Genomic DNA, 23,311 nt, shown 5'->3' on the forward strand with positions numbered 1-23,311 from the left:
AAAGGGCAGCCTGAGGCTGCCCTTTTACGTTCCTTACTAAAATATCGCATTTTGCGGAGATCGACGCTTTGTCGATCCCGATCGCTTTGCGTCGCGGTTCCCTTCTCCTTTATCCCAAATAGCCGGACCGTCCCTGGTGAGCGAAGTAAAGCCGCCTGACGTCCTATGCAAAATCCTCCGCATCCACGTCGTAGCCGGAAGGCTCCCAGCGAATGGCAAGCAGCGCAATCAGACCTGCCAGCGGGGCCAGGGCGATGACCCAGAAAACGCCGGTGCTGAGTGCAGCCGACAGCAGCGGGAAGAGAAACAGTGAAAGCGTCGAGCTGGCGCGCATCAATGTCTGGTTAAAACCAACGCCGACGCCGCGCAGCGAGGTGGGATAGCTGAGGGAGGCGAAGGTCATGGAATGGGAACCGGGTCCGAATCCCTGTCCCAGCAGGAACAGTGCCAGCATCGCGACAGAGAGCGCCGCCTCACTGCCATCGTCCGGTCTGCCGACCAGCGCAAGGCCAACCAGCGCCGCCAGCTGACAGGCGTAGCCCAGCACCGTCATCCGCCACGCCCCGTAACGGGGAACCAGCCTGACCGCCAGCAATCCACCGGTAAAGGCGAAGAGCAGATTAAGCGCCAGCGACATCAGAATGGTGGTCAGCATCGACTGGGCGAGAAAGCTGGAGAGGATAACCGGCAGGCCGAAAGCCACAGCGTTATAGGCAAACGCGGAGGCGATGGCGATAACAGTGGCCAGCACGGTACGTCGCAGATAGACCCCTTTCAGCAATTCGCCATAGTTGCGCCAGCTGGCGCGCCGGACGGGCTTAGCCGGTGACAGATCGGCATCCTCCGCCACCTGAGCATTGATGCCCCAGGAGCTGCGCAAAATCGCTGCGGCACCGGCCAAATCCCCCTGATTGGCGGCCCAGACCGGCGATTCGCTCATATAGCGGCTGCGGATGGCGATAATCAGCAGCGCAGGGACCGCGCCGAAGCCCAGAATAATACGCCACAGCCAGCCCGCATGCTCGTCCGGCAGCACGGCATAAAAGAATAATACAAGCAGATAGGAGATGGAGATGGCGGCATACCAGGTGGGGCACCACATGGCAATACTGGCCGCCTTATTACCGCGTCCTTTCAGTTTGGAAAACTCCGCCAGAAACGCCATCGCCACCGGCAGATCGATGCCGACGCCAAGTCCCATCACAAAGCGTGCCGCCGTCAGCACATATTCATTGGGCGCAAAGGCGCAGGCGAGCGCGGCCACCACGAAGAAAAACATATCGGCCATAAAGACCCGGTAACGCCCAATTTTATCCGTCAGATATCCGCCAATCAGGGCACCAACGATGGCGCCAAAAGCGATCGACGACGCGACCATACCGGCGCCGGCAGGCGAAAGCCCAAACTCACGGGTCACATCCTTCATGCCAAAGGCCAGCGCTCCCAAATCGTAAGCATCGAGAAAAACGCCACCCAGTGCGATACCAATAACAATGCGTGCGTTGCTGCGCGCCTGCGTACTAGTATTTACCAGCCGGGAAACATCGGCGGCCTGGCGGAGCGTGACAGCTTCGCCCAGCGGGGCGCTACCTGCCGTGGCGACATGCGCCGTAGAAGTGAAATCGGTCATGATGTGTTTGTCTGTTTTTATTGAAATAGGGCCAGAGAATAGCGCTGTGCGGCGCGTAGTTAAATTCCTGCTGGTTATAAGTTAAAACCAAACTGCTGAACCAGGCCCAGCCCCAGCTCCAACCCCGAACCCCAAACCGCTATCCTTGATCTGAAACAATCAAAGGGACGGCGTTTTTTGACCCGCTTGTTTTACGTGCCGGTTTAATAAGCTACGCTTGTAACTATCTTGACGAGCAGGAACATAAAATGACAAAAATATCAGGAATTAGCGCGCTCGCGCTGACGGTTTTGCTGAGTCTTACCCAGGGCGCTTCTGCCGCCGAGCCGGTGAAGGTCGGGTCAAAAATTGATACCGAAGGCTCTCTGCTGGGCAATATCATTTTGCAGGTGCTGGATAAGCACGGCGTAAAAACCATCAACAAAGTGCAGCTGGGCAATACTCAGGTGGTTCGCGGCGCCATCACCGCCGGGGAGCTTGATATCTATCCCGAATATACCGGAAACGGCGCATTTTTCTTTAACGATGAGAAAGATGCGGCCTGGAAAAATGCCCAGGCGGGCTATGAAAAAGTGAAAAAGCTGGATCGCGAGAAAAATAAGCTGATCTGGCTGACCCCTGCGCCTGCCAACAATACCTGGACCATTGCTGTACGTGGCGATCTTGCCCAGCAAAATAATCTCAATTCCCTGGCGGATCTTGGCGCCTGGCTGCAAAAGGGCGGTACCTTCAAGCTGGCGGCCTCCGCAGAATTTATTGAGCGACCGGACGCGCTGCCTGCCTTCCAGAAAGCCTACGGTTTTACCCTCAAGCAGGATCAGCTGCTGACGCTGGCGGGCGGCGATACGGCGGTTACGCTGAAGGCGGCCGCGCAGCAGACGTCAGGCGTTAATGCCGCGATGGCCTATGGCACCGATGGCCCCGTGGCGGCGCTGGGGCTGAAAACGCTGAGCGATCCGAAAGGCGTGCAGCCCATTTATGCCCCTGTTCCGGTTGTCCGGGAAGCGGTGTTGCAGGCCTATCCCGGCATTGCCGAGTGGCTCAAGCCGGTGTTCGCCTCGCTTGATGCACAGACGCTACAGCAGCTGAATGCAAAAATTGCCGTTGAAGGTCAGGATGCAAAAAAAGTGGCCGCTGACTATTTGCAGCAGAAGAATCTGCTGAAGTAAGCCAGGGCCGGTTGACCGGCCCGTTGCCATAGCGGGGAAATTTTGCGTCTGACTCTTCACAACCGTGTGCTGCTGCTGCTGGTTATTCTGCTGGCCGTATCGCTGGCAGCCCTTCCTTTTCTGAATTATGCGCCGAATCGTCTGGTTTCCGGCGAGCCGCTGCCGCTTTCCGGACTGCTGCACGGCACAGGCTGGCTGCTGCTGTTACCGGTTCCCGCGCTGTTTCTGCTCGCTTTTCTGCGGGTGTCCGCTCTGTCGCTGGCGCTGACGCTTATCCTCAGCGAACTGCTGTTTGCCATGCTGGTTGCGCTGAGCGGCAGTCTGGCGGATGGCCTGGCGCTTGAGGGCAGTGCACTTGCCCGCACCTCCTTTGGCAGCGGCTTCTGGCTCTCCGCCGCGCTCTGTCTGCTGGCGGCGGCGGATGCGATTTCCCGCCTGACGCCGCGTCCCTTATGGCGACTGCTGCTCAACGGACAGATCTGGTTACCGGTCATCTTCATCCTGCTTAACGGTCAGCTCGACGGGCTGGCGCTGCTGAAAGAGTACGTTAACCGGCGTGAAGTCTTCGACCATGCTCTCGCGCGGCATCTGCTGCTGCTGGCGGCAACGCTGCTACCGACATTGCTGATTGGCATTCCTCTGGGCTGGTTTTGCTACCGGAAAAGCGCTGCGCAGTCGCCGGTGTTCGCTGCGCTAAATGTGATTCAGACCATTCCTTCCGTTGCGCTTTTCGCCCTGCTGATCGCGCCGCTGGCTGGCCTGGCGAAGGCCTTTCCTTTTCTGTCCGGTCTTGGGATTAGCGGGATTGGTATGGCACCGGCCCTGATTGCTCTGGTGCTCTATGCGCTTCTGCCGCTGGTGCGCAGCGTGGTGGCTGGCCTTGAGCAGGTGCCGAAAGAGGTGATCGAAACCGCACAGGGAATGGGGATGACCCCGCGCCAGATTTTCTGGCATGCCGAAGTGCCGCTGGCGCTGCCGGTGCTGCTCTCCGGGCTGCGGGTGGTGTCGGTGCAGACCGTTGGTATGGCGGTGATTGCCGCCCTGATTGGCGCCGGTGGATTTGGCGCCATTATTTTTCAGGGCCTGCTGAGCAGCGCGCTCGATCTGGTATTGCTGGGCGTGATCCCGGTTATCGCGCTGGCGGTGACGATTGATGCGCTATTCAAATTTCTCATTTCAGTGGCCGAGGCGAAGCGCCGATGATTGATTTTAACGGAGTCAGTAAATATTTCGCGGGCAAACCGGCTGTCAGTAACCTGACGCTCAATATTGCCGAAGGGGAGTTCACGGTACTGATTGGCACCTCAGGTTCCGGGAAATCCACCACGCTGAAAATGATTAACCGCCTGATTGAGCATGATGAAGGCAGCATTCAGTTTGCCGGAGAGGAGATCCGCCGCTTCAACCCGCAGGATCTGCGGCGCAGAATGGGCTATGCCATTCAGTCGATCGGCCTTTTTCCCCACTGGACGGTGGAAAAAAATATCGCCACCGTGCCGGCGTTGCTTAAGTGGCCTGAGGCACGTATTGCTGAGCGCGTCAGCGAGCTGCTGGCGTTGCTGAACCTCGATGAGCGTTTCCGGCACCGCTATCCTCATCAGCTTTCTGGCGGTCAGCAGCAGCGCGTGGGCGTGGCGCGGGCGCTGGCTGCCGATCCGGAAGTGTTGCTGATGGATGAGCCGTTTGGCGCACTGGACCCGGTGACGCGCGGCGCGCTTCAGCAGGAGATTGTGCGGATACATAAGCTTTCAGGCCGGACAATCGTGCTGGTCACCCATGATATTGATGAAGCTCTGGCGCTGGCAGACCGGCTGGTTCTGATGGATGGCGGTAACGTGATCCAGCAAGGTACGCCGGTAGAGTTGCTGACGCGGCCGCAGAACGATTTCGTGCGGGATTTCTTTGGCCGGGGAGAGCTGGGCATCCGGTTACTCTCGCTGGGCAATGCCGGTCAGGCAGCGCGTCGCGGAGAGTGGCTGGAAGGAGAGGCGATCCTGGAAAGCCTGTCGCTACGTGAAGCGCTGTCGGTTTTTATCGCGCGGAAAATCGACCGGCTGCCGGTGGTGGACGGGAAAGAGAAACCGCTGGGGGTACTGCATTTTGCCGATCTCCTGCGGCAGCGGGGGGCGATGTAATGCGGCTGTTACGCGATCCGCTGCTGTGGCTTATCCTGCTATTTATCACCTTACTGCTGCTGATGCCCTATAGCGGAGCGCTGTTTGCCAGCTGGTTCCCGCAGCTGGACAGGCCGCTTTACCAGCAGGAGAGTTTTCTGCAGCTGGCGCTGGCGCATATCAAACTGGTGGCAATATCCAGCCTGTTCGCCATTCTTATCGGGATGGGCGCCGGGATTCTGGTAACGCGACCGGCTGGCCGCGAATTTCGTTCACTGGTGGAGACGCTGGTGGCGGCCGGACAAACCTTTCCGCCCGTAGCGGTACTGGCGGTGGCGGTGCCGGTGATGGGATTTGGCGAAAAACCCGCTATCGTGGCGCTTCTGCTTTACGGGCTGTTGCCGGTACTTCAGGGGACGCTGGCCGGGATGGCGGCGGTGCCTGAGAGTGCGCGGGAAATTGCAGAAGGGGTGGGAATGAGCGCGTGGCAGAGGCTCTGCAAGGTGGAGTTGCCGCTCGCTGCGCCGGTGATCCTGACCGGCATCCGTACCTCGGTCATCATCAATATCGGTACGGCCGCTATTGCCTCAACCGTGGGAGCGAAAACGCTGGGCTCACCGGTGATTATTGGCCTGAGCGGCTTCAATACGGCCTATGTTATCCAGGGAGCCTGTCTGGTGGCGCTGCTGGCCATCGTGACGGATCGCCTGTTTGAGCGCCTGCTGAGACTGTTTAAGAACGGATAAGGATGGTATAGCCAGTCAGCATAACGCCGCCAATGCCGCCCAGCGCCATCAGCAGAAAGATAAAAATCACACCAATTTTTTGCAGGTTCATGCCGTTGCCCGTTTGTCTGAAGCAGAAAGAGGGGAAAGTATACCGTTTTTCTCCGGGGCGGGTTAAGCCTTTGCGGGGATTTTATTCTCCCTGTTCAGGCTGAGGTATCAGGGCAGGAAGAGAGTAATCTTCCTTCCGCCTCACAGGGCAGTAAGGCTGCCTTAGCTGTGCTGATGAGTAATCAGAAAGCCCTGATCCTGCCAGTGCGTTATCAGCTCCTGCTGCCTGCGGCTGAGCGGTTTACCGGTAAAGACAAACAGCTGCTGGCCGGGAAAGAGTTCCGGGCGCGGCATCGCCAGAGGCTCCGCCAGCACGTCCATCCGCCAGCCCTGCTGAGAGAGGCGCCAGGCTTCCATCCACAGACGTGTCCTGTCTTCCGTTTCCCAGCCGAGGATCAGCGCATCTTTACCGGGCTTCTTGCGTGAGCCAGCCAGGCAAAAAGCAACATAATCGATAATGGCGCCGTCCAGCAGGCTGCACATGACGCGGGCGGTATTCTGATCGAGTCCCAGCCGCTGCCTGATCGGCACAAATACGTGATCGATCAGGGCGTCAGCGGGATGCTCACGCCCGATAGTGGCGATTTTCGTGCGTAGCTTTGACGGCCTGACCAGTCTGAGCACCGCCATCATCTCTTCCTGTAGCGCGGTCCAGCCGTCATGAATGTTGACGTTACCGCCTTCCAGTAGCGCCTTAACTTTCCCTACCGGCACGCCGCTTTCCACCCAGCGCTTGATCTCCTCAATGCGCAGGATGTCCTCATCGTCAAACTGGCGATGTCCCCCTTCAGTGCGCTGCGGCTTAATCAGCCCATAGCGGCGCTGCCAGGCGCGCAGCGTGACGGGGTTGATGCCGCAACGTTCGGCGACGTCACCAATACTGTACAATGCCATAAACTCCCTGCTCCCGCTTGTAATAACTTCTGGCTACGCACCACCGTAGCGAACTCTGCATTACTGTACAACTATTATTTACCTGTACAACTTGATCCCGCTCAGTCAGCCTGTAATATCTCATAAATGAGAAAATTTCCCTTATTTGAGAATTACCGATGACTTCAACCCCAACTGACGTACGGCTGGCGCGGCGGCTCTGCGCGCTGCGGCTGGAAAAGGGCTGGTCGCTGGAGACGCTGGCGGAAATGACCAGCATCAGCCGGGCCACCCTTTCAAGAATAGAGCGCGGAGAGAGCAGTCCTACGGCGTCGCTGATGAACCACCTCTGCATCGCCTATGGACTGACCATGTCACGTCTGCTCAGTGAAGTGGAAGCGGAGGGCCCAGACTATCTGCGTCTGGCCGATCAGCCTGTCTGGCACGATCGTGAAAACGGCTTTGAAAGACGGAGCGTTTCGCCACCTGCCAGCCAGTTCAGAGGGGAGATGATCGAAGGCAGGCTGCGCGGCGGCGCATTGATTGAATACCATGCGCCCCCCGTTGATGGCATTGAGCAACATATCTGGGTACTTGGCGGCGTGCTGAATTTCAGCATGGGCCAGCATCAGTGGCGGCTGGAAGCGGGTGAGTGCCTGCGCTTTCATCTTTCCGGTCCAACTGCTTTTCACGCGCCTGACGAAGCAGGCGCTCACTATGTTCTGGTGGTGTGTCGATGACAATTATTCAGTATGAGGAGTTAAGCGCGGCACAGGCCGCTGCCGTAATGGCCGGACTGGCTGAGGTTCTTGATGGCTGCGTCGCTGAGGGGGCGAGCATCGGCTTTGTCAGCCGGGATCCTCTTCCGGTGAACAGGTTCTGGCAGGCGGTAGTGGCGGATATCGCCAGCGGCGACAGACGGCTGCTGGTGGCGCGTCAGCAGGAAAAGATTGTGGCGACGGTCATTCTTCAGCCTTGCGGTATGCCTAACGGCCGCCACCGTGGCGAGGTCGCTAAATTGCTGGTCCATCCTGTGGCCAGGCGGCAGGGTATCGCGCGGGAATTGATGCGCCGTATTGAGCAGATGGCGAAGCAGGCAGGCCTGAGATTGCTGGTGCTGGATACGCGAAGCGGTGATGTGGCGGAGCAGCTCTATCACTCCCTCGGCTGGCAAACGGCGGGTCAGATTCCCGACTATGCGCAATCCACCTGCGGCAGCTACGATCCTACTACGCTGATGTATAAAGTGATTCAGGCCTGAGCGAGAGAGACTGGCTTAGGTCGGCTTAACGTTTTTGATAAAGCGTCTCGCCAGGAACAGGACACACTGATAAAGGCGCCGATAGCCTTGTCGCTGGTAGCCCGACCCGCGCTTTGCTGGTGCGGGACGTTTGACTTCTCCATCCCAACTCTCATTCCCCTGCCAGCAGTTGAGGCGGGTTTACGTCAGCCGGGCTCCTTTTCGTGCGCGATCTGGGCCAATCGCCCTTCAGGGATTGAATGACTCGTTCGATTTCAGTAATGTGAATCTGGTCACTTTCCGGGCTACAGCGCTTCGGCTTTTCTGACTGACCACCCTCCCTGTTAACACCTTTGCCCGCGCAGCGGGTGGACGACCTGATCCTATGTTTTTTGCGAAAATGATTGGCCTTGGCTTGCTCTGCATCATGCTGCTCTCCTTTGGGCAAAGTTATCTGAAAGCGACCCACAGCGGTGCGAAAATCACCGGACAAGACTGGGCAACGGCCCGCCGTGACTCTGCGGGCGTGGCGCCCAGCCCGCTTCAGTTTAAAGAGACGGCGATTGTGCAGGTCTATACGGCACCCACCTTTGGCTGGCGGGGGCTGTTTGCCGTTCATCCGTGGATTATTTTTAAAAAAGCGGGGGAAACGCAGTTTCAGCGCTATGAAGTCGTCAGCTGGGGCAGTACCAATGTGGTTCGCCATAATTATGCGCTGCCCGATGGTTACTGGTTTGGCGCGCAGCCTGTACCGATCGTCGATCATCGCGGCGCGGCGGCTGAGGCGATGATCCCGCATATTGAGGCCGCCATTAAGCGCTATCCCTGGCCTCATACCTATCGGGTCTGGCCGGGGCCCAACAGCAATACCTTTCTGGCCCATATCGGCAGAGAAGTACCTGAACTCAGGCTGGATTTGCCCGCCAACGCCATCGGTAAAGACTTCCGCTCGCTTGCGCATCCGGTGGGCCTTCCTCCTTCCGGCAGAGGGATTCAGGTTACGCTGCTCGGCGTGCTGGGCCTGACGCTGGGTGCCGAAGAGGGGGTGGAAATCAATCTGCTGGGGCTTAATCTGGGCGTCGATGTCCGCTCGCCGGCGCTGCGTCTGCCTTTTGTCGGCAGGCTGGGAAGTGAGAAGTCGATCGGCGAGGCAGAGTAAAATGTGCTGGCGCGCAGGGCTGCCATTTGCGTGCCTTCAGGCGTCGTCATTAAAGGATCAGCCTGCGACGGTTGCGGCGCGGCTTATCAAGAATGAATCCGCAAGGCTGACGCGGACGCCATACTGTGTAAAAATACAGGCTCTTCTGGTCAAAAGTGGTTGTCATGGCGCTAACTGCCGCGTTAAAAGCGCAAATTGCGGAGTGGTATAAATCCCTCCAGCAGCAAATTCCCGATTTTATTCCCCGTGCCCCGCAGCGGCAGATGATCGCCGAAGTGGCGAAAACGCTGGCGGGCGATGAGGGGCGTCACCTGGCTATTGAAGCGCCCACCGGCGTGGGGAAAACGCTCTCCTATCTGATTCCCGGCATCGCGGTCAGCCGTGCGGAGGAGAAGCCGCTGGTGGTCAGCACCGCAAACGTGGCGCTTCAGGATCAGATCTTCAGCAAAGATCTGCCGTTACTGAAAAAAATTATCCCCGATCTGCGCTTTACTGCCGCCTTTGGGCGCAGGCGTTATGTCTGCCCGCGCAATCTGTCAGCACTGGCCACTGACGAAGAGAAACAGGGCGATCTGCTGCTCTTCCTGGACGATGCGATGACCGCCAGCAAAGATGAACGCGCGCTCTGTACCCTGCTGGAGAAAAGCCTCAACCGTCATCAGTGGGATGGCCTGCGCGACCACTGCGACGACGCTATCGAAGAGTCACTCTGGCAGCGGCTGAGCACCGACAAAGCGAACTGCCTCGGCAGCAACTGTCACTGGTTTCGCGAATGCCCGTTCTACGTGGCCCGCCGGGAGATTGAAGAGGCGGACGTGGTGGTGGCGAACCATGCGCTGGTGATGGCGGCGCTGGAAACCGAGTCGGTTCTGCCGCCGCCGAAAAACCTGCTGCTGGTGCTGGATGAAGGGCATCATCTGCCGGACGTGGCCCGTGATGCGCTGGAGATGAGCGGCGATATCACGCCTGGCTGGAGCACGCTACAGCTCGATCTTTTCTGCCGTCTGGTAGAGCAGTGCCTGGCGCAGTTTCGTCCGAAAAGGCCGCCAGGCCTGAGCCAGCCAGACCGTCTCAAAGCCCACTGTGAAGAGGTACGCGAACAGCTTCAGCAGCTGTCACAGATATTGAATCAGCTACTTCCTGCGGAAAATCAGGAGGGTGAATACCGTTTTGAAATGGGGCGGCTGCCGGAGGAAATCCTCACTCTCTGTGCCAGACTCTTTAAGCTCAGCGATGGCCTGCGCGGTCTGGCGGAAGCGCTGCTGAACGACCTCAGCGAGAAATCGGGACAGTTTGACGTGGTGCGGCTGCATCGTGCGCTGATTCAGATGAACCGGTCGCTCGGCTGGTTTGAAGCCAGCACCAAGCTTTGGCGCCTGGCGGCGCTGGAGCAGGCGTCGGGGGCACCGGTCTCAAAATGGGTGACGCGCGAAAGCCGGGAAGGCAACCCGCATCTGCTGTTTCACTGCGCCGGCATCCGCGTCAGCGAACAGCTGGAAAAGCTGCTCTGGCGTAAGATCCCCCATGTAGTGGTGACATCGGCCACGCTGCGCTCGCTGAGCAGTTTTCAGCGGCTGCAGGAGATGTCCGGCCTGACCGATAAAGCAGGCGATCGCTTTGTGGCGCTGGACTCGCCCTTTAATCATGTTGAACAGGGCAGGCTGGTGATCCCACAGATGCGCTACGAGCCAATGCTGGCCAATGAAGTTGCGCATCTGGCGGAGATGGCACACTTTTTCCGACATCAGGTGAAGGAAGCGAAGCATAAAGGTTTGCTGGTGCTGTTTGCCAGCGGCCGGGCAATGCAGCATTTTTTATCTTATCTGCCCGAGCTTCGTCTGATGATGCTGGTGCAGGGCGACAAACCGCGTCCGGCGCTGGTGGCGCTGCACCGCAAACGCGTGGAGCAGGGGGAAACCAGTATTCTGGTCGGACTTCAGTCTTTTGCCGAAGGTCTGGATTTAAAGGGCGATCTGCTGTCACAGGTGCATATTCATAAAATTGCTTTCCCGCCGGTAGACAGTCCGGTTATTTTGACCGAGGGAGAGTGGCTGAAAAGTCTTAAACGCTATCCTTTCGAAGTGCAGAGCCTGCCGAGCGCCTCGTTTAACCTTATCCAGCAGGTGGGCAGGCTGATTCGCAGCCATGACTGTTTTGGTGAAATCGTCATCTATGACCGTCGCTTGCTGAGCAAGAGCTATGGCTCGCGTCTGCTCGGAGCGCTGCCGGTCTTCCCCATTGCGCAGCCGGCGATGCCGGAAGGGGAGCTGCCGAAACCCAGCCCGGCGCTGGGTGGTAAAAAGCCGCCCGTCCGCCGTCGTCGCTAACTACTGAAAAGAGCAGAAGCATGGAATATAACAAGATCATTAAAGAAGTTGGCCGCGGTAAGAATCATGCCCGCGATCTTGATCTCAGCACGGCCCGTGAGCTTTATCGTCGTATGCTGGCGGGCGAGGTGGCTGATCTCGAACTGGGCGCTATTCTGATTGCGCTTCGCATCAAAGGAGAAGGTGAAGAGGAGATGCTGGGGTTTTATGAGGCGATGCAGGAGAGGATGATGCGCCTGACGCCCCCGGCGAGCCTGCCGATGCCGATCGTGATTCCGAGTTATAACGGCGCCCGTAAGCAGGGCAATCTGACGCCGCTATTGGCGATGCTGCTCACTGCGCTGGGCTTTCCGGTGGTGGTTCATGGCGTCAGTGACGATCCGACCCGCGTCACCAGCGAAGCGGTCTTTGCCGCGCTGGGCATTCACCCTGTTAACGATGCTGAGCAGGCACAGGCGAAGCTTGAGCAGGGCGAGCTGCTCTTTATGAGCGTCTCCACGCTCTGTCCGCCGCTGGCAACACAGCTCTCGCTGCGCTGGCGGATGGGCGTGCGTAACAGCGCCCATACGCTGGCTAAGCTCGCCACGCCTTTTGGCGAAGATGCTGCGCTGCGCCTCTCCAGCGTTTCTCATCCGGAATATATTCCCCGCGTGGGAAAATTTTTCCAGGCGATTGGCGGCAGAGCTCTGCTGCTTAACGGAACGGAAGGCGAGGTCTATGCAAATCCTCAGCGTTGTCCATCGGTGACGCTGATTGCGGGCGATGCTCCCGAAGTGCTGCTGTCGCGTCAGGAAGAGAGCGGCATCGCGCGTGACCAGTTGCCGCCGGGAAAGGAAGCAGAGATAACCGCTACCTGGATAACCCGCTGCCTCAACCGGGAAGTGCCCGTGCCGCAGGCGGTGAGGCTGCAACTGGCCTGCTGCCTGGTGGCCACGGGCCGGGCGGTGGAAATGCAAACCGCGCTGGAGCAGATTGAAAAAGCGGGATACTGAGCCGTCAGCGGTTAATGCCTGGATCTCACCCGTCCTTAACCGCTTGCTGTCGTCGTTACCGTACTGATGGCGCAGGCAGTAAATGTTCCGCCAGCTCACACCAGAAGGTTACGCCCTCAGCGATGATCTCATCGTTAAAGTCGTAGCTGGCGTTATGCAGTGGCGCAGAAGGCGTGGCGCCGTCAGCCCCTATCCAGAAGTAGGCGCCGGGACAGGCTTCCAGCATGCAGGCGAAGTCCTCTGACGCCATGGAGGGCGCGACGTTCCAGTGCACCTGCTCTGCCGGCAATATCGCCAGCGCACAGTCTCTTACTTTCTGCGCTTCGGCTGCCGGATTATCGGTCACGGGATATTCGGTCAGATAGGTAATATTGCCCGCAATACCCAGCGGCGTGGTGAAGGTTGTTACAAAATCATCCACCATGGCGCGCACTTTCAGACGGACTTCCGGTTGCAGACAGCGTAGCGTGCCCCGTAACACCACATGTTCCGGGATCACGTTTATCGCTTCGCCGCCGTTGATTTGCGTGATGCTGACCACCGCAGAAGCCAGCGGCGAAAGTCGCCGCGCCGGGATAGTTTGCAGCGCCAGAATAAGCTGCGCGGCGGCAACAATCGGATCGGCGCCGTTTTCCGGCATGGCGGCGTGGCAGCTCTTTCCCCTCAGGGTGATTTCGAAGGCGTCGAGCGAGGCCATCATCGGGCCGCTATTGATCGCCACATGCCCCAGCGGCAAACCAGGCCAGTTATGCAGGCCGTAGATAGCGTCCATCGGAAAGTTGCGGAACAGGCCTTCCGCCACCATTTTCCTCGCGCCGCCAAGATTCTCTTCCGCAGGCTGGAAGACAAAATGCAGCGTTCCACTGAAGCCTCGGGTGGCGCTCAGATGCTTCGCGGCTGCCAGCAGCATGGCGGTATGGCCATCGTGACCACAGGCGTGCATCACGCCGGGGATGGAGGAGCGCCACTCAACCTCTCCCTGTTCAGTCACTGGCAGTGCGTCCATATCGGCGCGAAACCCGATTGCCGGACCGGGACCGTTTTCAAGCGTACCGACCACACCGGTTCCCGCCAGGCCAGTATGAACCTGCAGGCCGAAGGCGCGCAGCTGTTCTGCCACCCAGGCAGCGGTTTTCACTTCACAGTATCCCAGTTCGGGCTGAGCGTGCAGCGCCCGTCGCCAGCCTGTGGCTTCTTCTATCAGTGACTCGGGGATTGTCATAACGTCCTCTCTCTGACCGGGGCATTCCCGATGACTGACAGGCTTAAGGTAGCATAAAAGGCTGGCAGAAGAAGGGGCTGCGGTGCGATTGCGTTGTGCCACGCGTAAGATGGCCGTCCCGCTCATGCGGCACGGCTTATCAGACAGGTTTTCCGGTGTGATTTTTCAGCATGTTTTCACTACGTGCTGAACTCAGGCTGCTGCTGAGCGTACATGGTGCAATACAGCCGAAATCCGCCAGGTATTTGTGATACCGCATTGATTCCTGCGGATCTCTATTAAGGATGACGCAAAAAAGCCTCAGCCGGGCTTTCTGGCATCCGGCCTCATCAGGTCAAAGCGCAGCTCATCGCTTATTGCATAATATGCGCTCGGACCGCCCGCACGTAGGATTGGATTGGCTTTCGCGGTCTGATAAATTCCCGCTTCCAGCAGGTCGTTATCAATATGAACAGCGACCACTTCACCCAGCACCATCCACTGCTGAAGCTTTTCGCCCGCCGCATCCTCCAGCTGAATAAGCTGCGTCAGCCTGCATTCAAAATTGACCGGGCTTTCAGCCACCATGCTGACGTTGACCTGTGTCGCCGGGACTGGCGTTAATCCTGCCAGTGCGAACTCATCTTCGCCATGTGGCACCGAGGCTGAACTTTCGTTCATCGGTACGGCAAGTTCACGCGTGGCAAGATTCCAGACAAATTCCCGGGTTTCCGCAATATTGGCGACGCTGTCCTTCCAGCCCTGGCTGGAGAAACCGATCACCGGCGGCTTATAGTTGAAGCAGTTAAAGAAGCTGTAGGGCGCCAGATTTCGCTCGCCACTGGCGCTTTGTGAACTGATCCAGCCAATCGGGCGGGGACCAATGATCGCGTTGAGCGGATCGTGGGGCAATCCGTGACCCAGGCGTGGTTGATAAGAATGGCGGGAACGCGTCATCATAACTCCTTAACAGTGGCAGATTTACCTATAGTAACCTGCCGGGAGCGGGAAAAAAGCCGGGAATTGTTTACGATCTTTACCGCAGCAGGTATCTTACGCGCCTTCAGACAAGAGAGCCGCCCATGAAAAATTCCGCCGAAAAACATTCCCTTCATCCCCGCAACCGCCATCGCGGACGCTACGATTTCCCCGCGCTTATCGCGAGTCATCCACCGCTGGCGGCCTGTGTGGCGGTCAATCAATACGGCGATGAGTCCGTTGATTTCGCCGATCCTGCTGCGGTAAGAACCCTTAATCAGGCGCTGCTGAAACATTTTTATCAGATCGAACAATGGACGATCCCCGATGGATTTCTCTGCCCGCCTGTACCAGGACGCGCCGATTATATCCATCACCTGGCCGATTTGCTGGCGGAAGATAATCAGGGCCGGCTGCCTCAGGATCTGACCGTCCTGGATATCGGCTGCGGCGCCAACTGCATCTATCCGCTGATCGGCTATCGTGAATATGGCTGGCGCTTTACCGGGAGTGAAGTTAACGAAGAAGCGATGCGCGCGGCAAATGCCATTATTGCGGCCAATCCGGGCCTGAACCGCGGTATTCGCCTGCGTCGTCAGAAAGATCCGCAGGCGATTTTTCAGGGAATCATCCATAAAAATGAGCAGTACCACGCGGTCATCTGCAACCCACCGTTCCACGCCTCTGCCAGTGAAGCTCGGCAGGGCAGCCAGCGTAAAGTGCGTAATCTCGGTCTGGATAAGAACGCGCCACTGAACTTTGGCGGTCAGCAGGATGAGCTCTGGTGCGAAGGCGGCGAAAAAGCCTTTATCAGCCGGATGATAACCGAGAGCATCACCTTTGCACGTCAGTGCGTCTGGTTCACCTCACTGGTTTCCCGTAAAGAGAATCTGCCCGAGTTGTGGCGCGCGCTGGAAGAGGCCGGTGCCGTCGTCGTACGCACCGTGAATATGGCACAGGGCCAGAAGCAGAGTCGGTTTATCGCCTGGAGCTTTATGGATAAACCAGCCCGTGAACGCCAGCTGGGCCGCCGTTAGCCCTTGACCCGCCAGCGCGCCTGTTCTTCTGTTGCGAGGCCGAACTCAGCATCGATCAGGACGTAGGGGCGGACAGGAAGAGTCACAGCGGTTTGCGTGTTTAGCTGGAAAAGCAGGGCGAACAGACGTTCGCCCTGTGAGGATCAGGAGACGTGCTGGAGAAATTCGCGCAGGCGCGGGCTGGGCGGATTATCAATCAGCTCATCAGGGTGACCATCTTCCGCAATGCGGCCCTTATCAATAAAGATCAGGCGAGATGCGACCTTCTTCGCGAAGCCCACTTCGTGCGTCACAATCACCATCGTCATTCCTTCTTCCGCCAGATCCTGCATCACTTTCAGGACTTCGTGACGCAGTTCAGGGTCGAGGGCGGAGGTTGGCTCATCAAACAGCATCATTTTCGGTTTTACCGCCAGCGCACGGGCGATCGCAACACGCTGCTGCTGCCCACCGGACAGTTCTGAAGGGAAATGGTGCGCACGTTCGGCCAGTCCCACTTTGCCCAGCAGTTCATGTGCCAGACGATGGGCTTCCGCCTTCGCCGTGCCGCGCACGCGGATCGGCCCGAACGCCACGTTATCCAGCGCGTTCATCTGCGGGAACAGGTGGAACTGCTGGAAAACCATGCCAGCTTCCTGGCGGATAAGGCGTTCGTCCACTTTAGGATCGTTAACTTTCAGGCCGTCAACGATCAGATCACCGCTGGTAATCTCTTCCAGTTTGTTTATACAGCGCAGCAGCGTGGATTTACCGGAACCGGAAGGGCCGATAATCACCACCACTTCACCCTGATTGATGGTGAGATCGATATTGTGCAGAACCTGCGTCTGGCCAAAATGTTTGGAAACGTTTTTAAATTCAATCACAGGATTTTCATCCTTCTTTCAAGGCGACGCAGAACAAAGCTCAGCACCAGCGTAATAAACAGATAGATAACGGCCACGGCGCTCCAGATTTCCAGCGCGCGGAAGTTACCGGCAATAATTTCCTGTCCCTGACGGGTCAGTTCGGCCACGCCGATAACGATAAACAGGGAAGTATCCTTGATGCTGACAATCCACTGATTGCCCAGCGGCGGCAGCATACGGCGCAGCGCCAGCGGCATAATCACGTAGCGTAGCGTTTCGCGACGGGAAAGGCCCAGCGCCAGACCGGCTTCGCGAAAGCCGTTATGGATAGAGAGCACGGCTCCGCGGGTGATTTCTGCAATATAGGCGCCGGAGTTGATCATAATAGTGACCACCGCCGCGCTGAAAGGGTCGATACGCAAATCGTTAAATGCCATCGGCAGGGCGAAGTAGATAAACATCACCTGGACCACAATGGGCGTACCGCGGATTAACTCGATAAAGACCAGCGCAATATTCCGTGACAGCCAGCCACCGTAAGCGCGGGCGAAGCCGGCAACCAGGCCGATAATCAGGCCGCCAGCGAGACCGAGAATGGAAATCCACAGGGTCAGTCGGGCGCCCTCAAGCAGGGCCGGGATAGATGGCCAGATGGCGCTCCAGTCAAACTGCATTATTATTTCTCCGGATCAAAACCCGTTTGGTGGGTGTGAAAAACGCGGGCGAAAACAATCACCCGCGTAAAGGACAATAAAAGGTTATTTAGGCTCGGTGCCGAACCATTTTTTATAAATGGTATTGTAGGTGCCGTTCTCACGCAGCGTTTTCAGTGCGCCGTTCACTTTTTCACGCAGTTCGGTGCTTCCTTTCGGGAAAGCAATACCGTACTGCTGAGCTTCCAGTGAATCGCCTACCGCTTTGAACTGGCCTTTTCCTGCGGTGTTAATAAAGTAAAGGATGTTTGGCGTATCGTGCAGCACGGCGTCCGCGCGATTGGTGCCCAGTTCCATATAGGCGTTGTCGATATTCGGGAACTGGCGCAGATCTTTCGATTTAATGTGCTCTTTCGCATAATCAACGGAGCCGGTACCGCTTTTCACGGCCACCACTTTACCGTCGAGATCGGCAATGCTTTTGACCTGGTCATTATTGGCTCTGACCATCACCTGCAGACCGCTTTTATAATAGCCATCGGAAAAATCGATCGCATTTTTACGTTCGTCAGTGATCGTAATACCCGCCAGCGCCACATCGACGTTACGGGTTTGCAGGGCGGGAATAATTCCGCTGAAGTCCATGGGTTTCAGGGTGTAGTCGAGCTTAAGCTCTTTCGCGATAGCGGCCCAGAGATCCACATCAAAGCCGACGTACTTGCCGTCCTGTTTGAATTCAAAAGGAACGAAGGCGGTATCGGTAGCGACGACCAGTTTTTTTTCTGCAGCAGTGGCGGAGACGGCAAATGCCAGCGTCAGTGCGGCGAGGGAAAACTTAACAATCGACTTCATTATTTTATCCTTATTGCGGTCGGACAAGGGTCTTGCCCGAATCGGTGCCAGCAGCCATATGAAAAAAGTATGCCAGGTTTTCAGACTGTAAGAAAAACAGCACGTTAAGTCAATTTTAATCCGCAGGCGGTAGGCTTTCGAAGGTGATGCACCTTATTGGTGCGCTTAAATGGTGCAGGTGTTCCAGTAAGGTGCACCCGTTTTTGTAGCAAATCTGCTGGCAAACACAAGAGAAGGGAACCGGAGAGGATAAAAAACTGTTAAACAGATCTAAGTTTTAAGTAAAAAAATGAAAACTACCGCAGCTGGCTGTCTTTACTACCGCGCCGGTTGTAAAGCGTGCTGGCAGCCTGATGCTGGTCTCGTTTTTGCTGGCACTGTACGCAATACTGCACGCCAGGCAACGCTTTACGGCGGGCTTCGGGGATCGGCTCACCGCATTCCTCGCAATATTCCGCGCTCACGCCATCGTAAACAGCTTTACGGGCGCGGGAAACGGCGTCATCAATGGTTGAGTCTATTTGCTGCTGTACAGCGTCATCGCTTGCCCATCCGCTTGCCATATAAACCTCCCATATAAAAAGAGCAGATGAATCGTCATCTGCTCCCTGATTATGGCTGAAACCGCGCCTGGCGCGGTTCAGAAACTTATTCGATATTGGCTTCGATAAACCACAGGAACTTGTCCAGATCGCGCGAGGCGGCGGTAAAGATATCGGCGGTATCTTCATCTTCCACTTCGTTGATTGCTTTACGTGTGTCATTCGCAACTACGGCATAACGCTCAGCCAGCGCTTTCAGGTGATCCTGGACGCTGTGAATGTTCAGCGGATAGCTTTTCAGTGGCGTTCTGTCATTGACGACCTGAGTCGTACCCAGCGCAACGCCGCCCAGCTGTACCACACGTTCTGCAATGGTATCCTGATGATCGGTGATGGCGGTACGGAAACCATCCAGCATCTCGTGTACACCAATGAAGTTGGCGCCACGCATGTTCCAGTGTGCTTGTTTGGTGATCAAAGAAAGATCAATAAATTCGGTGACCAGACGATTCAACACCTCAATGGTGGCTTTTTTATCTTCATCAGCCACATCGTTACGGGTGTAAATCAGATCAGAAGATTTCGTATTAACCAGTTTAGCGGTACTCATCATTAATATCCTCTTAATGGTCGGTTGTCCTAAATTAAGTACGGAAATAAGTATAGCACCAGATAAGAACTTTGCCGGAAAGATGTTACCTATTGGTCAGATAGCAAGCGCCTTGCCAGAATAACTGCCTGGATTCACTGTAAAATAAATAAAGCGAAATGAGAGTGATTGATATTTCGCGCTAAACAGCGCATCTACTCTCTTGTGCGCGGTTTAAATAGCAGCTGAATTTCAGGCTGGCGCAGTAATTAAATGGCGCTGACTGAATTGTGTGAATAAATATTACTGCCTGTCTCACTGAAAATAGTAATAATCCTCGCAAAACGTCTTAGTTTTCGTCCGCCCTTCAGGCAGACAAAACTGTTATAGCATCACTCTTCAGGACGATCGGGGAGCGGCTTCACCGAGGGCTTTGCCGGACGTAAGGTCAGGGTGGCGCCAGCCGAGGCCAGAATAATCGCCAACAGGCCGAGCCACTGAATCAACGTCAACACCTCACCTAAAAACAGCATACCTGACAGCGCGGCCATTGCCGGTTCAAGACTCATCAGGGTACCAAAGCTCTTTGCCGGCAGGCGGGTCAGCGCCACCATTTCGAGCGAGTAGGGCAGCGCACTGGAAAGGACGGCAACAGCCAGCGCCACGGGGATAAGAGAGAGATCCCAGATACCGCTGCTGGCATAAGCCAGCCCAAGTGGAACAAAAATCACCGAGGCGATCAGTGAGCCCATCGCCACGGTGGCGGGACCGTGATCGGAACCTGCTTTTTTGCCAGTCAGAATATAGAGCGCCCAGAAAGCGCCGGCCAGCACGGCCAGCATCGCACCAGTAGGATCCACGCCAGAAATAGTTTGCCCAAGCGGCAGCAGCAGCCACAGGCCCAGAAGCGCCAGCAGCACCCAGAGGAAATCGGGTGGACGGCGGGCACTGGCCAGCGCCAGCGCCAGCGGACCGGTAAATTCCAGCGCAACGGCGACGCCCAGCGGCACGGTACGTAACGCCAGATAAAAGGTGTAGTTCATGCCGCCCAGCGCCAGGCCATACAGCAGCAAGGGGAGCAACTGCTCCCGACTGAAGCGAAGCCGCCAGGGTTTAAAGATGACGCAGAGAATCAGCGTACCCAGCCCGAGACGCAACGCCGTGATGCCGGGCGCGCCCACCACGGGAAACAGTGTCTTCGCCAGCGCGGCACCGCCCTGAATAGAAGTCATGGCGATTAAGATGACCAGAATAGGGAGCCAGAGGGGGGATTTTGAAGAAGACATCCTGTTCAGCCTTAGTAATCCATCAGAAGAGGTGAGTCAGTGGCGATCAGTCTAAAGGAATGCGGATAAAAAAGCGGAGAGCGACACAAAAAAAGGGAAAAAAAGTGGAAATCAGGGCCAATTAAGTAAAGAAACGTCAGAATTAATTAAGAATTATCTCAATGAACAATTTTTTACATTATTAAAACACAGCGCGGGGAACTCGTGAAAAATAAGATAAATGAATGACATAGATTGCTTCATTAACCTTCTGTTACACCAAACAATGTATTGGACAACAAAATCAGGGCAGAGTTTCTGGCTAAGGTTTGTTATATTTTCAGCGTTGTCAGGAGAGAAGTACTTTCACATTTGAGGTGGTTATGAAAAAAATTGCATGTCTTTCAGCTCTGGCTTGTGTACTGGCAGTTTCTGCTGGTTCCGCAATGGCGCAAAGCACAGTTACCGGTGGTTATGCCCAAAGCGATATGCAGGGCGTGGCGAACAAAGCTAACGGTTTCAACCTGAAGTATCGTTATGAAAACGGTAGCGATCCTCTGGGCTGGATCGGCTCTTTCACCTACACCGAAAAAGATCGTACCGATGGTGATCTCTATAATAAAGGTCAGTACTACGGTATCACCGCGGGTCCTGCTTACCGTCTGAATGACTGGGCAAGCATCTACGGCGTTGTTGGTATTGGCTACGGCAAATTCCAGCAGAACGACACTGTCATTCGTGACAAATCAGATTCCAGCGACGTTGGTGTATCTTACGGTGCGGGCCTGCAGTTCAACCCAATGCAGAATGTTGCACTGGACGTTGGCTACGAGCAGAGCCGTATCCGTAACACCGACATCGGCACCTGGATTGCTGGCGTAGGTTACAGCTTCTAAGCTGCCCCTGCCAGCTCAGTCTGGCAGAGAGAAAAAATCCGCCCTCAGGGGCGGATTTTTTTTGGCTGAATTACTGTACCGGTTTTTTTTGCGTCAGCATCTCAAGCAGCATCAGCCGCAACGTAAACGGAGAGCGGCAGAACAGCTTCAGCAACAGTGATATTTTCATCTTATTCTCCCGCGCCCGATCGACGATCCGGGTCAGTAGCGCCAGCCTGTTGCTCAGAACCAGACCACAAGTAAAGATAACGTCTCCCGGTCCTTTACCGCATAATTGCGCGTGATTTCTGCCAGAAACGTTCGTAATATAATCAGATATAGCACAGGCTATATTATGTAGCCAGAGCTATTACGCGAAAATTTGTGCTTCCCCGTGCTTCGTTTACAATGAGTCACCCACAGACTGATGCAGCAGTAGCGCGCGTTAGTGTTAATTAAGAGGAAGTTGAATGAGTCGTCGCGCAAAGAGTGCCGTGCCTGCGCCACTGAAAGAGATCGAAGAACATGTCGAAGGCTTTCGCCAGGTACGTGAAGCACACCGTCGCGAGCTGATTGATGATTATGTTGAGCTGATTTCCGACCTGATCAGGGAGTTTGGCGAGGCGCGCCAGGTTGATATGGCGGCGCGGCTGGGCGTTTCCCAGCCGACAGTGGCCAAAATGCTGAAGCGCCTGGCGACCGTCGGGCTGGTTGAACAGGTTCCTTATCGCGGGGTTTTCCTGACCCCGGAAGGCGAGGCGCTGGCGGAAGAGAGCCGCAAACGACACTATATTGTGGAAACGTTTTTGCTGGCGCTCGGCATCAGCCCGGATACGGCGCGGCGGGATGCAGAAGGTCTTGAGCATCACGTCAGCGATGAAACGCTGCTTATTTTCCAGAAATTTTACGAAAGTCGCCAGTAAACCTCTTACGCTTCCGGTGAACATTGATGGGCAAGCTGTTCAGACCTTTGCTGCACGATCGCTTCCTGCATTTGTTGCTCCTGCTGGGTCTGCTGCTGGCAGGCTTCTCATCCTTTTCGCTGCGGGAACTGCCTGCCGCAGTTGACTGGCCGACCATCATCACGCTGTGCGGTTTGCTGATGCTGACGAAAGGGATTGAGACCAGCGGCTATTTTGACGCGGTGGGCCGCCGCCTGGTCAGGCATTTTCACCATCAGCGCAGCCTGGCGCTTTTCCTGACGTTTGCGGCGGCGCTGCTGTCTACTTTTCTGACCAACGATGTGGCGCTGTTTATCCTGGTGCCGCTGACGCTCTCACTGCGGCGCTATGCTGCGCTGCCCGTTTCACGCCTGATTATCTTCGAAGCGCTGGCGGTTAATGCCGGTTCGCTGCTGACGCCGATGGGGAATCCACAAAATATCCTTCTCTGGCGGCAGGGTGAGGCGGGGTTTATTGCGTTTATCGGACAGATGTTACCGCTGGCGGCTGCGCTGGTAAGCAGCCTGATGCTGCTGACGTTTATCTGTTTTCCCCGTCGCCACATCGCGCTGACTGACCAGCAGGATCCCAGCGTCTGGCAGCGCCCTCTGCTGATAGCCAGCGTGCTGCTTTACCTGCTCTTTGTGGTTTCACTGGAGCTGGACCAGGCGCTGTGGGGAATGCTGGCGATCTTCGTCGTCTTCCTGATTATGGCCCGCCGTATTCTGCTTGAGCTGGACTGGAGTCTGCTGCTGGTGTTTATCGCCATGTTTGTCGATGTTTTCCTTCTTACCCGCTTACCCGCGCTGGCGTCCCTGCCTGAGCAAGTGACGGAGATGCCACAGGGCGGTCATTATCTCCTGGCCGTCGGACTCTCTCAGCTAATAAGTAATGTACCTGCAACTATCCTGCTGCTCAGTACTTTGCCTGCGAATACGCTGCTGGCCTGGGCGGTAAATATTGGCGGCTTCGGTTTACTGCCCGGATCGCTTGCCAATATTATCGCGCTGCGCATGGCGAAGGATCGCCGCATCTGGTGGCACTTTCATCTTTATTCCCTGCCGATGCTGCTATGGGCCACAGGGGTAGGCTGGGGACTGTTTATCCTCATGCATGCCGGCTGAATTCGCGCTTAGCCCGGTTCGTAAAGAAATGCTGGCATTTGTCAGTTTACGTCCTAAAGTTATATC

24 protein-coding genes are annotated in these 23,311 nt (G+C 56.4%); 13 read left to right on the forward strand and 11 right to left on the reverse strand.

Going from position 1 to position 23,311, the window contains the following annotated elements; genetic code table 11:
- Positions 1-163: 163 nt before the first annotated feature.
- The gene (locus tag EA20_RS0114585) at positions 164-1,630 is read right to left on the reverse strand and encodes an MFS transporter (RefSeq protein WP_024967529.1); all 1,467 of its coding nucleotides are present in this window, start codon (positions 1,628-1,630) and stop codon (positions 164-166) included.
- Between the two features lie 248 nt (positions 1,631-1,878).
- On the opposite strand from EA20_RS0114585, the gene EA20_RS0114590 reads away from it, so the two are divergent.
- Genes EA20_RS0114590 through EA20_RS0114605 form a run of 4 tightly spaced genes read left to right on the forward strand, consistent with a single transcriptional unit; the run spans position 1,879 to position 5,659 of the window.
- Positions 1,879-2,799 carry an ABC transporter substrate-binding protein gene (locus EA20_RS0114590; RefSeq protein ID WP_024967530.1) on the forward strand — a complete coding sequence of 307 codons (921 nt, stop codon included), beginning with the start codon at positions 1,879-1,881 and terminating at the stop codon, positions 2,797-2,799.
- Positions 2,800-2,841: 42 nt separating this feature from the next.
- Complete coding sequence (locus EA20_RS0114595) at positions 2,842-4,002, forward strand: ABC transporter permease (RefSeq protein ID WP_024967531.1); 1,161 nt, start codon at positions 2,842-2,844, stop codon at positions 4,000-4,002.
- The gene (locus EA20_RS0114600) at positions 3,999-4,934 is read left to right on the forward strand and encodes an ABC transporter ATP-binding protein (RefSeq protein ID WP_024967532.1); all 936 of its coding nucleotides are present in this window, start codon (positions 3,999-4,001) and stop codon (positions 4,932-4,934) included. The genes EA20_RS0114595 and EA20_RS0114600 overlap by 4 nt, the downstream gene beginning before the upstream one ends.
- The gene (locus EA20_RS0114605) at positions 4,934-5,659 is read left to right on the forward strand and encodes an ABC transporter permease (RefSeq protein WP_024967533.1); all 726 of its coding nucleotides are present in this window, start codon (positions 4,934-4,936) and stop codon (positions 5,657-5,659) included. The genes EA20_RS0114600 and EA20_RS0114605 overlap by 1 nt, the downstream gene beginning before the upstream one ends.
- Here EA20_RS0114605 and EA20_RS20590 read toward each other — a convergent pair.
- Together EA20_RS20590 and EA20_RS0114615 are read right to left on the reverse strand one after the other, a co-directional pair.
- Complete coding sequence (locus EA20_RS20590) at positions 5,646-5,750, reverse strand: protein YohO (RefSeq protein WP_024967534.1); 105 nt, start codon at positions 5,748-5,750, stop codon at positions 5,646-5,648. The genes EA20_RS0114605 and EA20_RS20590 overlap by 14 nt on opposite strands.
- Before the next feature lie 161 nt (positions 5,751-5,911).
- Positions 5,912-6,643, reverse strand: a complete 732-nt coding sequence (locus EA20_RS0114615; protein WP_024967535.1) for a MerR family transcriptional regulator — start codon at positions 6,641-6,643, stop codon at positions 5,912-5,914.
- Between the two features lie 158 nt (positions 6,644-6,801).
- Between EA20_RS0114615 and EA20_RS0114620 the strand changes: the two genes are divergently transcribed.
- The 5 genes from EA20_RS0114620 to ybiB all read left to right on the forward strand — a co-directional run bounded on the left by EA20_RS0114620 (position 6,802) and on the right by ybiB (position 12,340).
- Positions 6,802-7,362, forward strand: coding sequence for a helix-turn-helix domain-containing protein (locus EA20_RS0114620; protein ID WP_024967536.1), 561 nt, complete (start codon positions 6,802-6,804; stop codon positions 7,360-7,362).
- A gap of 2 nt (positions 7,363-7,364) precedes the next feature.
- Positions 7,365-7,883: a GNAT family N-acetyltransferase gene (locus tag EA20_RS0114625; protein WP_024967537.1), complete on the forward strand. Its 519-nt coding sequence runs from the start codon at positions 7,365-7,367 to the stop codon at positions 7,881-7,883.
- A 364-nt stretch (positions 7,884-8,247) separates the two neighbouring features.
- Positions 8,248-9,021 (forward strand): DUF3750 domain-containing protein, encoded by a 774-nt coding sequence (locus EA20_RS0114630; protein ID WP_024967538.1) that lies wholly within the window; start codon positions 8,248-8,250, stop codon positions 9,019-9,021.
- Positions 9,022-9,185: 164 nt separating this feature from the next.
- On the forward strand, positions 9,186-11,348 hold the full coding sequence (gene dinG, locus EA20_RS0114635; protein WP_024967539.1) for an ATP-dependent DNA helicase DinG: 2,163 nt from the start codon (positions 9,186-9,188) through the stop codon (positions 11,346-11,348).
- Positions 11,349-11,368: 20 nt separating this feature from the next.
- Complete coding sequence (gene ybiB / locus EA20_RS0114640; protein WP_024967540.1) at positions 11,369-12,340, forward strand: DNA-binding protein YbiB; 972 nt, start codon at positions 11,369-11,371, stop codon at positions 12,338-12,340.
- A 55-nt stretch (positions 12,341-12,395) separates the two neighbouring features.
- Here ybiB and EA20_RS0114645 read toward each other — a convergent pair whose 3' ends face one another.
- Complete coding sequence (locus EA20_RS0114645; protein ID WP_024967541.1) at positions 12,396-13,562, reverse strand: M20 aminoacylase family protein; 1,167 nt, start codon at positions 13,560-13,562, stop codon at positions 12,396-12,398.
- A gap of 300 nt (positions 13,563-13,862) precedes the next feature.
- Complete coding sequence (locus EA20_RS0114655) at positions 13,863-14,498, reverse strand: flavin reductase family protein (protein ID WP_024967542.1); 636 nt, start codon at positions 14,496-14,498, stop codon at positions 13,863-13,865.
- A gap of 125 nt (positions 14,499-14,623) precedes the next feature.
- On the opposite strand from EA20_RS0114655, the gene rlmF reads away from it, so the two are divergent.
- Positions 14,624-15,556 (forward strand): 23S rRNA (adenine(1618)-N(6))-methyltransferase RlmF, encoded by a 933-nt coding sequence (rlmF, locus tag EA20_RS0114660; protein WP_024967543.1) that lies wholly within the window; start codon positions 14,624-14,626, stop codon positions 15,554-15,556.
- A 143-nt stretch (positions 15,557-15,699) separates the two neighbouring features.
- Here rlmF and glnQ read toward each other — a convergent pair whose 3' ends face one another.
- From glnQ to rhtA, 6 genes are all read right to left on the reverse strand, one after another.
- Positions 15,700-16,422, reverse strand: a complete 723-nt coding sequence (gene glnQ, locus EA20_RS0114665; protein ID WP_024967544.1) for a glutamine ABC transporter ATP-binding protein GlnQ — start codon at positions 16,420-16,422, stop codon at positions 15,700-15,702.
- Positions 16,419-17,078: a glutamine ABC transporter permease GlnP gene (glnP, locus tag EA20_RS0114670; RefSeq protein WP_024967545.1), complete on the reverse strand. Its 660-nt coding sequence runs from the start codon at positions 17,076-17,078 to the stop codon at positions 16,419-16,421. Before glnP ends, glnQ begins: the two co-directional genes overlap by 4 nt.
- 84 nt (positions 17,079-17,162) lie before the next feature.
- A complete protein-coding gene (gene glnH, locus EA20_RS0114675) occupies positions 17,163-17,909 on the reverse strand; it encodes a glutamine ABC transporter substrate-binding protein GlnH (protein ID WP_024967546.1) in 747 nt (248 codons plus the stop codon).
- A gap of 296 nt (positions 17,910-18,205) precedes the next feature.
- A complete protein-coding gene (locus EA20_RS0114680; protein ID WP_024967547.1) occupies positions 18,206-18,472 on the reverse strand; it encodes a DksA/TraR family C4-type zinc finger protein in 267 nt (88 codons plus the stop codon).
- Between the two features lie 85 nt (positions 18,473-18,557).
- Positions 18,558-19,061, reverse strand: coding sequence for a DNA starvation/stationary phase protection protein Dps (dps, locus tag EA20_RS0114685; RefSeq protein WP_024967548.1), 504 nt, complete (start codon positions 19,059-19,061; stop codon positions 18,558-18,560).
- A gap of 371 nt (positions 19,062-19,432) precedes the next feature.
- Positions 19,433-20,326: a threonine/homoserine exporter RhtA gene (rhtA, locus tag EA20_RS0114690; RefSeq protein ID WP_024967549.1), complete on the reverse strand. Its 894-nt coding sequence runs from the start codon at positions 20,324-20,326 to the stop codon at positions 19,433-19,435.
- A gap of 362 nt (positions 20,327-20,688) precedes the next feature.
- On the opposite strand from rhtA, the gene ompX reads away from it, so the two are divergent.
- The 3 genes from ompX to EA20_RS0114710 all read left to right on the forward strand — a co-directional run bounded on the left by ompX (position 20,689) and on the right by EA20_RS0114710 (position 23,245).
- The gene (ompX, locus tag EA20_RS0114695) at positions 20,689-21,201 is read left to right on the forward strand and encodes an outer membrane protein OmpX (protein WP_024967550.1); all 513 of its coding nucleotides are present in this window, start codon (positions 20,689-20,691) and stop codon (positions 21,199-21,201) included.
- 449 nt (positions 21,202-21,650) lie between these two features.
- Positions 21,651-22,103: a manganese-binding transcriptional regulator MntR gene (gene mntR, locus EA20_RS0114705; protein ID WP_024967551.1), complete on the forward strand. Its 453-nt coding sequence runs from the start codon at positions 21,651-21,653 to the stop codon at positions 22,101-22,103.
- Positions 22,104-22,129: 26 nt separating this feature from the next.
- Positions 22,130-23,245: an SLC13 family permease gene (locus EA20_RS0114710; RefSeq protein WP_024967552.1), complete on the forward strand. Its 1,116-nt coding sequence runs from the start codon at positions 22,130-22,132 to the stop codon at positions 23,243-23,245.
- Positions 23,246-23,311: the final 66 nt, after the last annotated feature.

This window comes from Pantoea sp. IMH, from assembly GCF_000599885.1.
Lineage (GTDB): Bacteria > Pseudomonadota > Gammaproteobacteria > Enterobacterales > Enterobacteriaceae > Erwinia.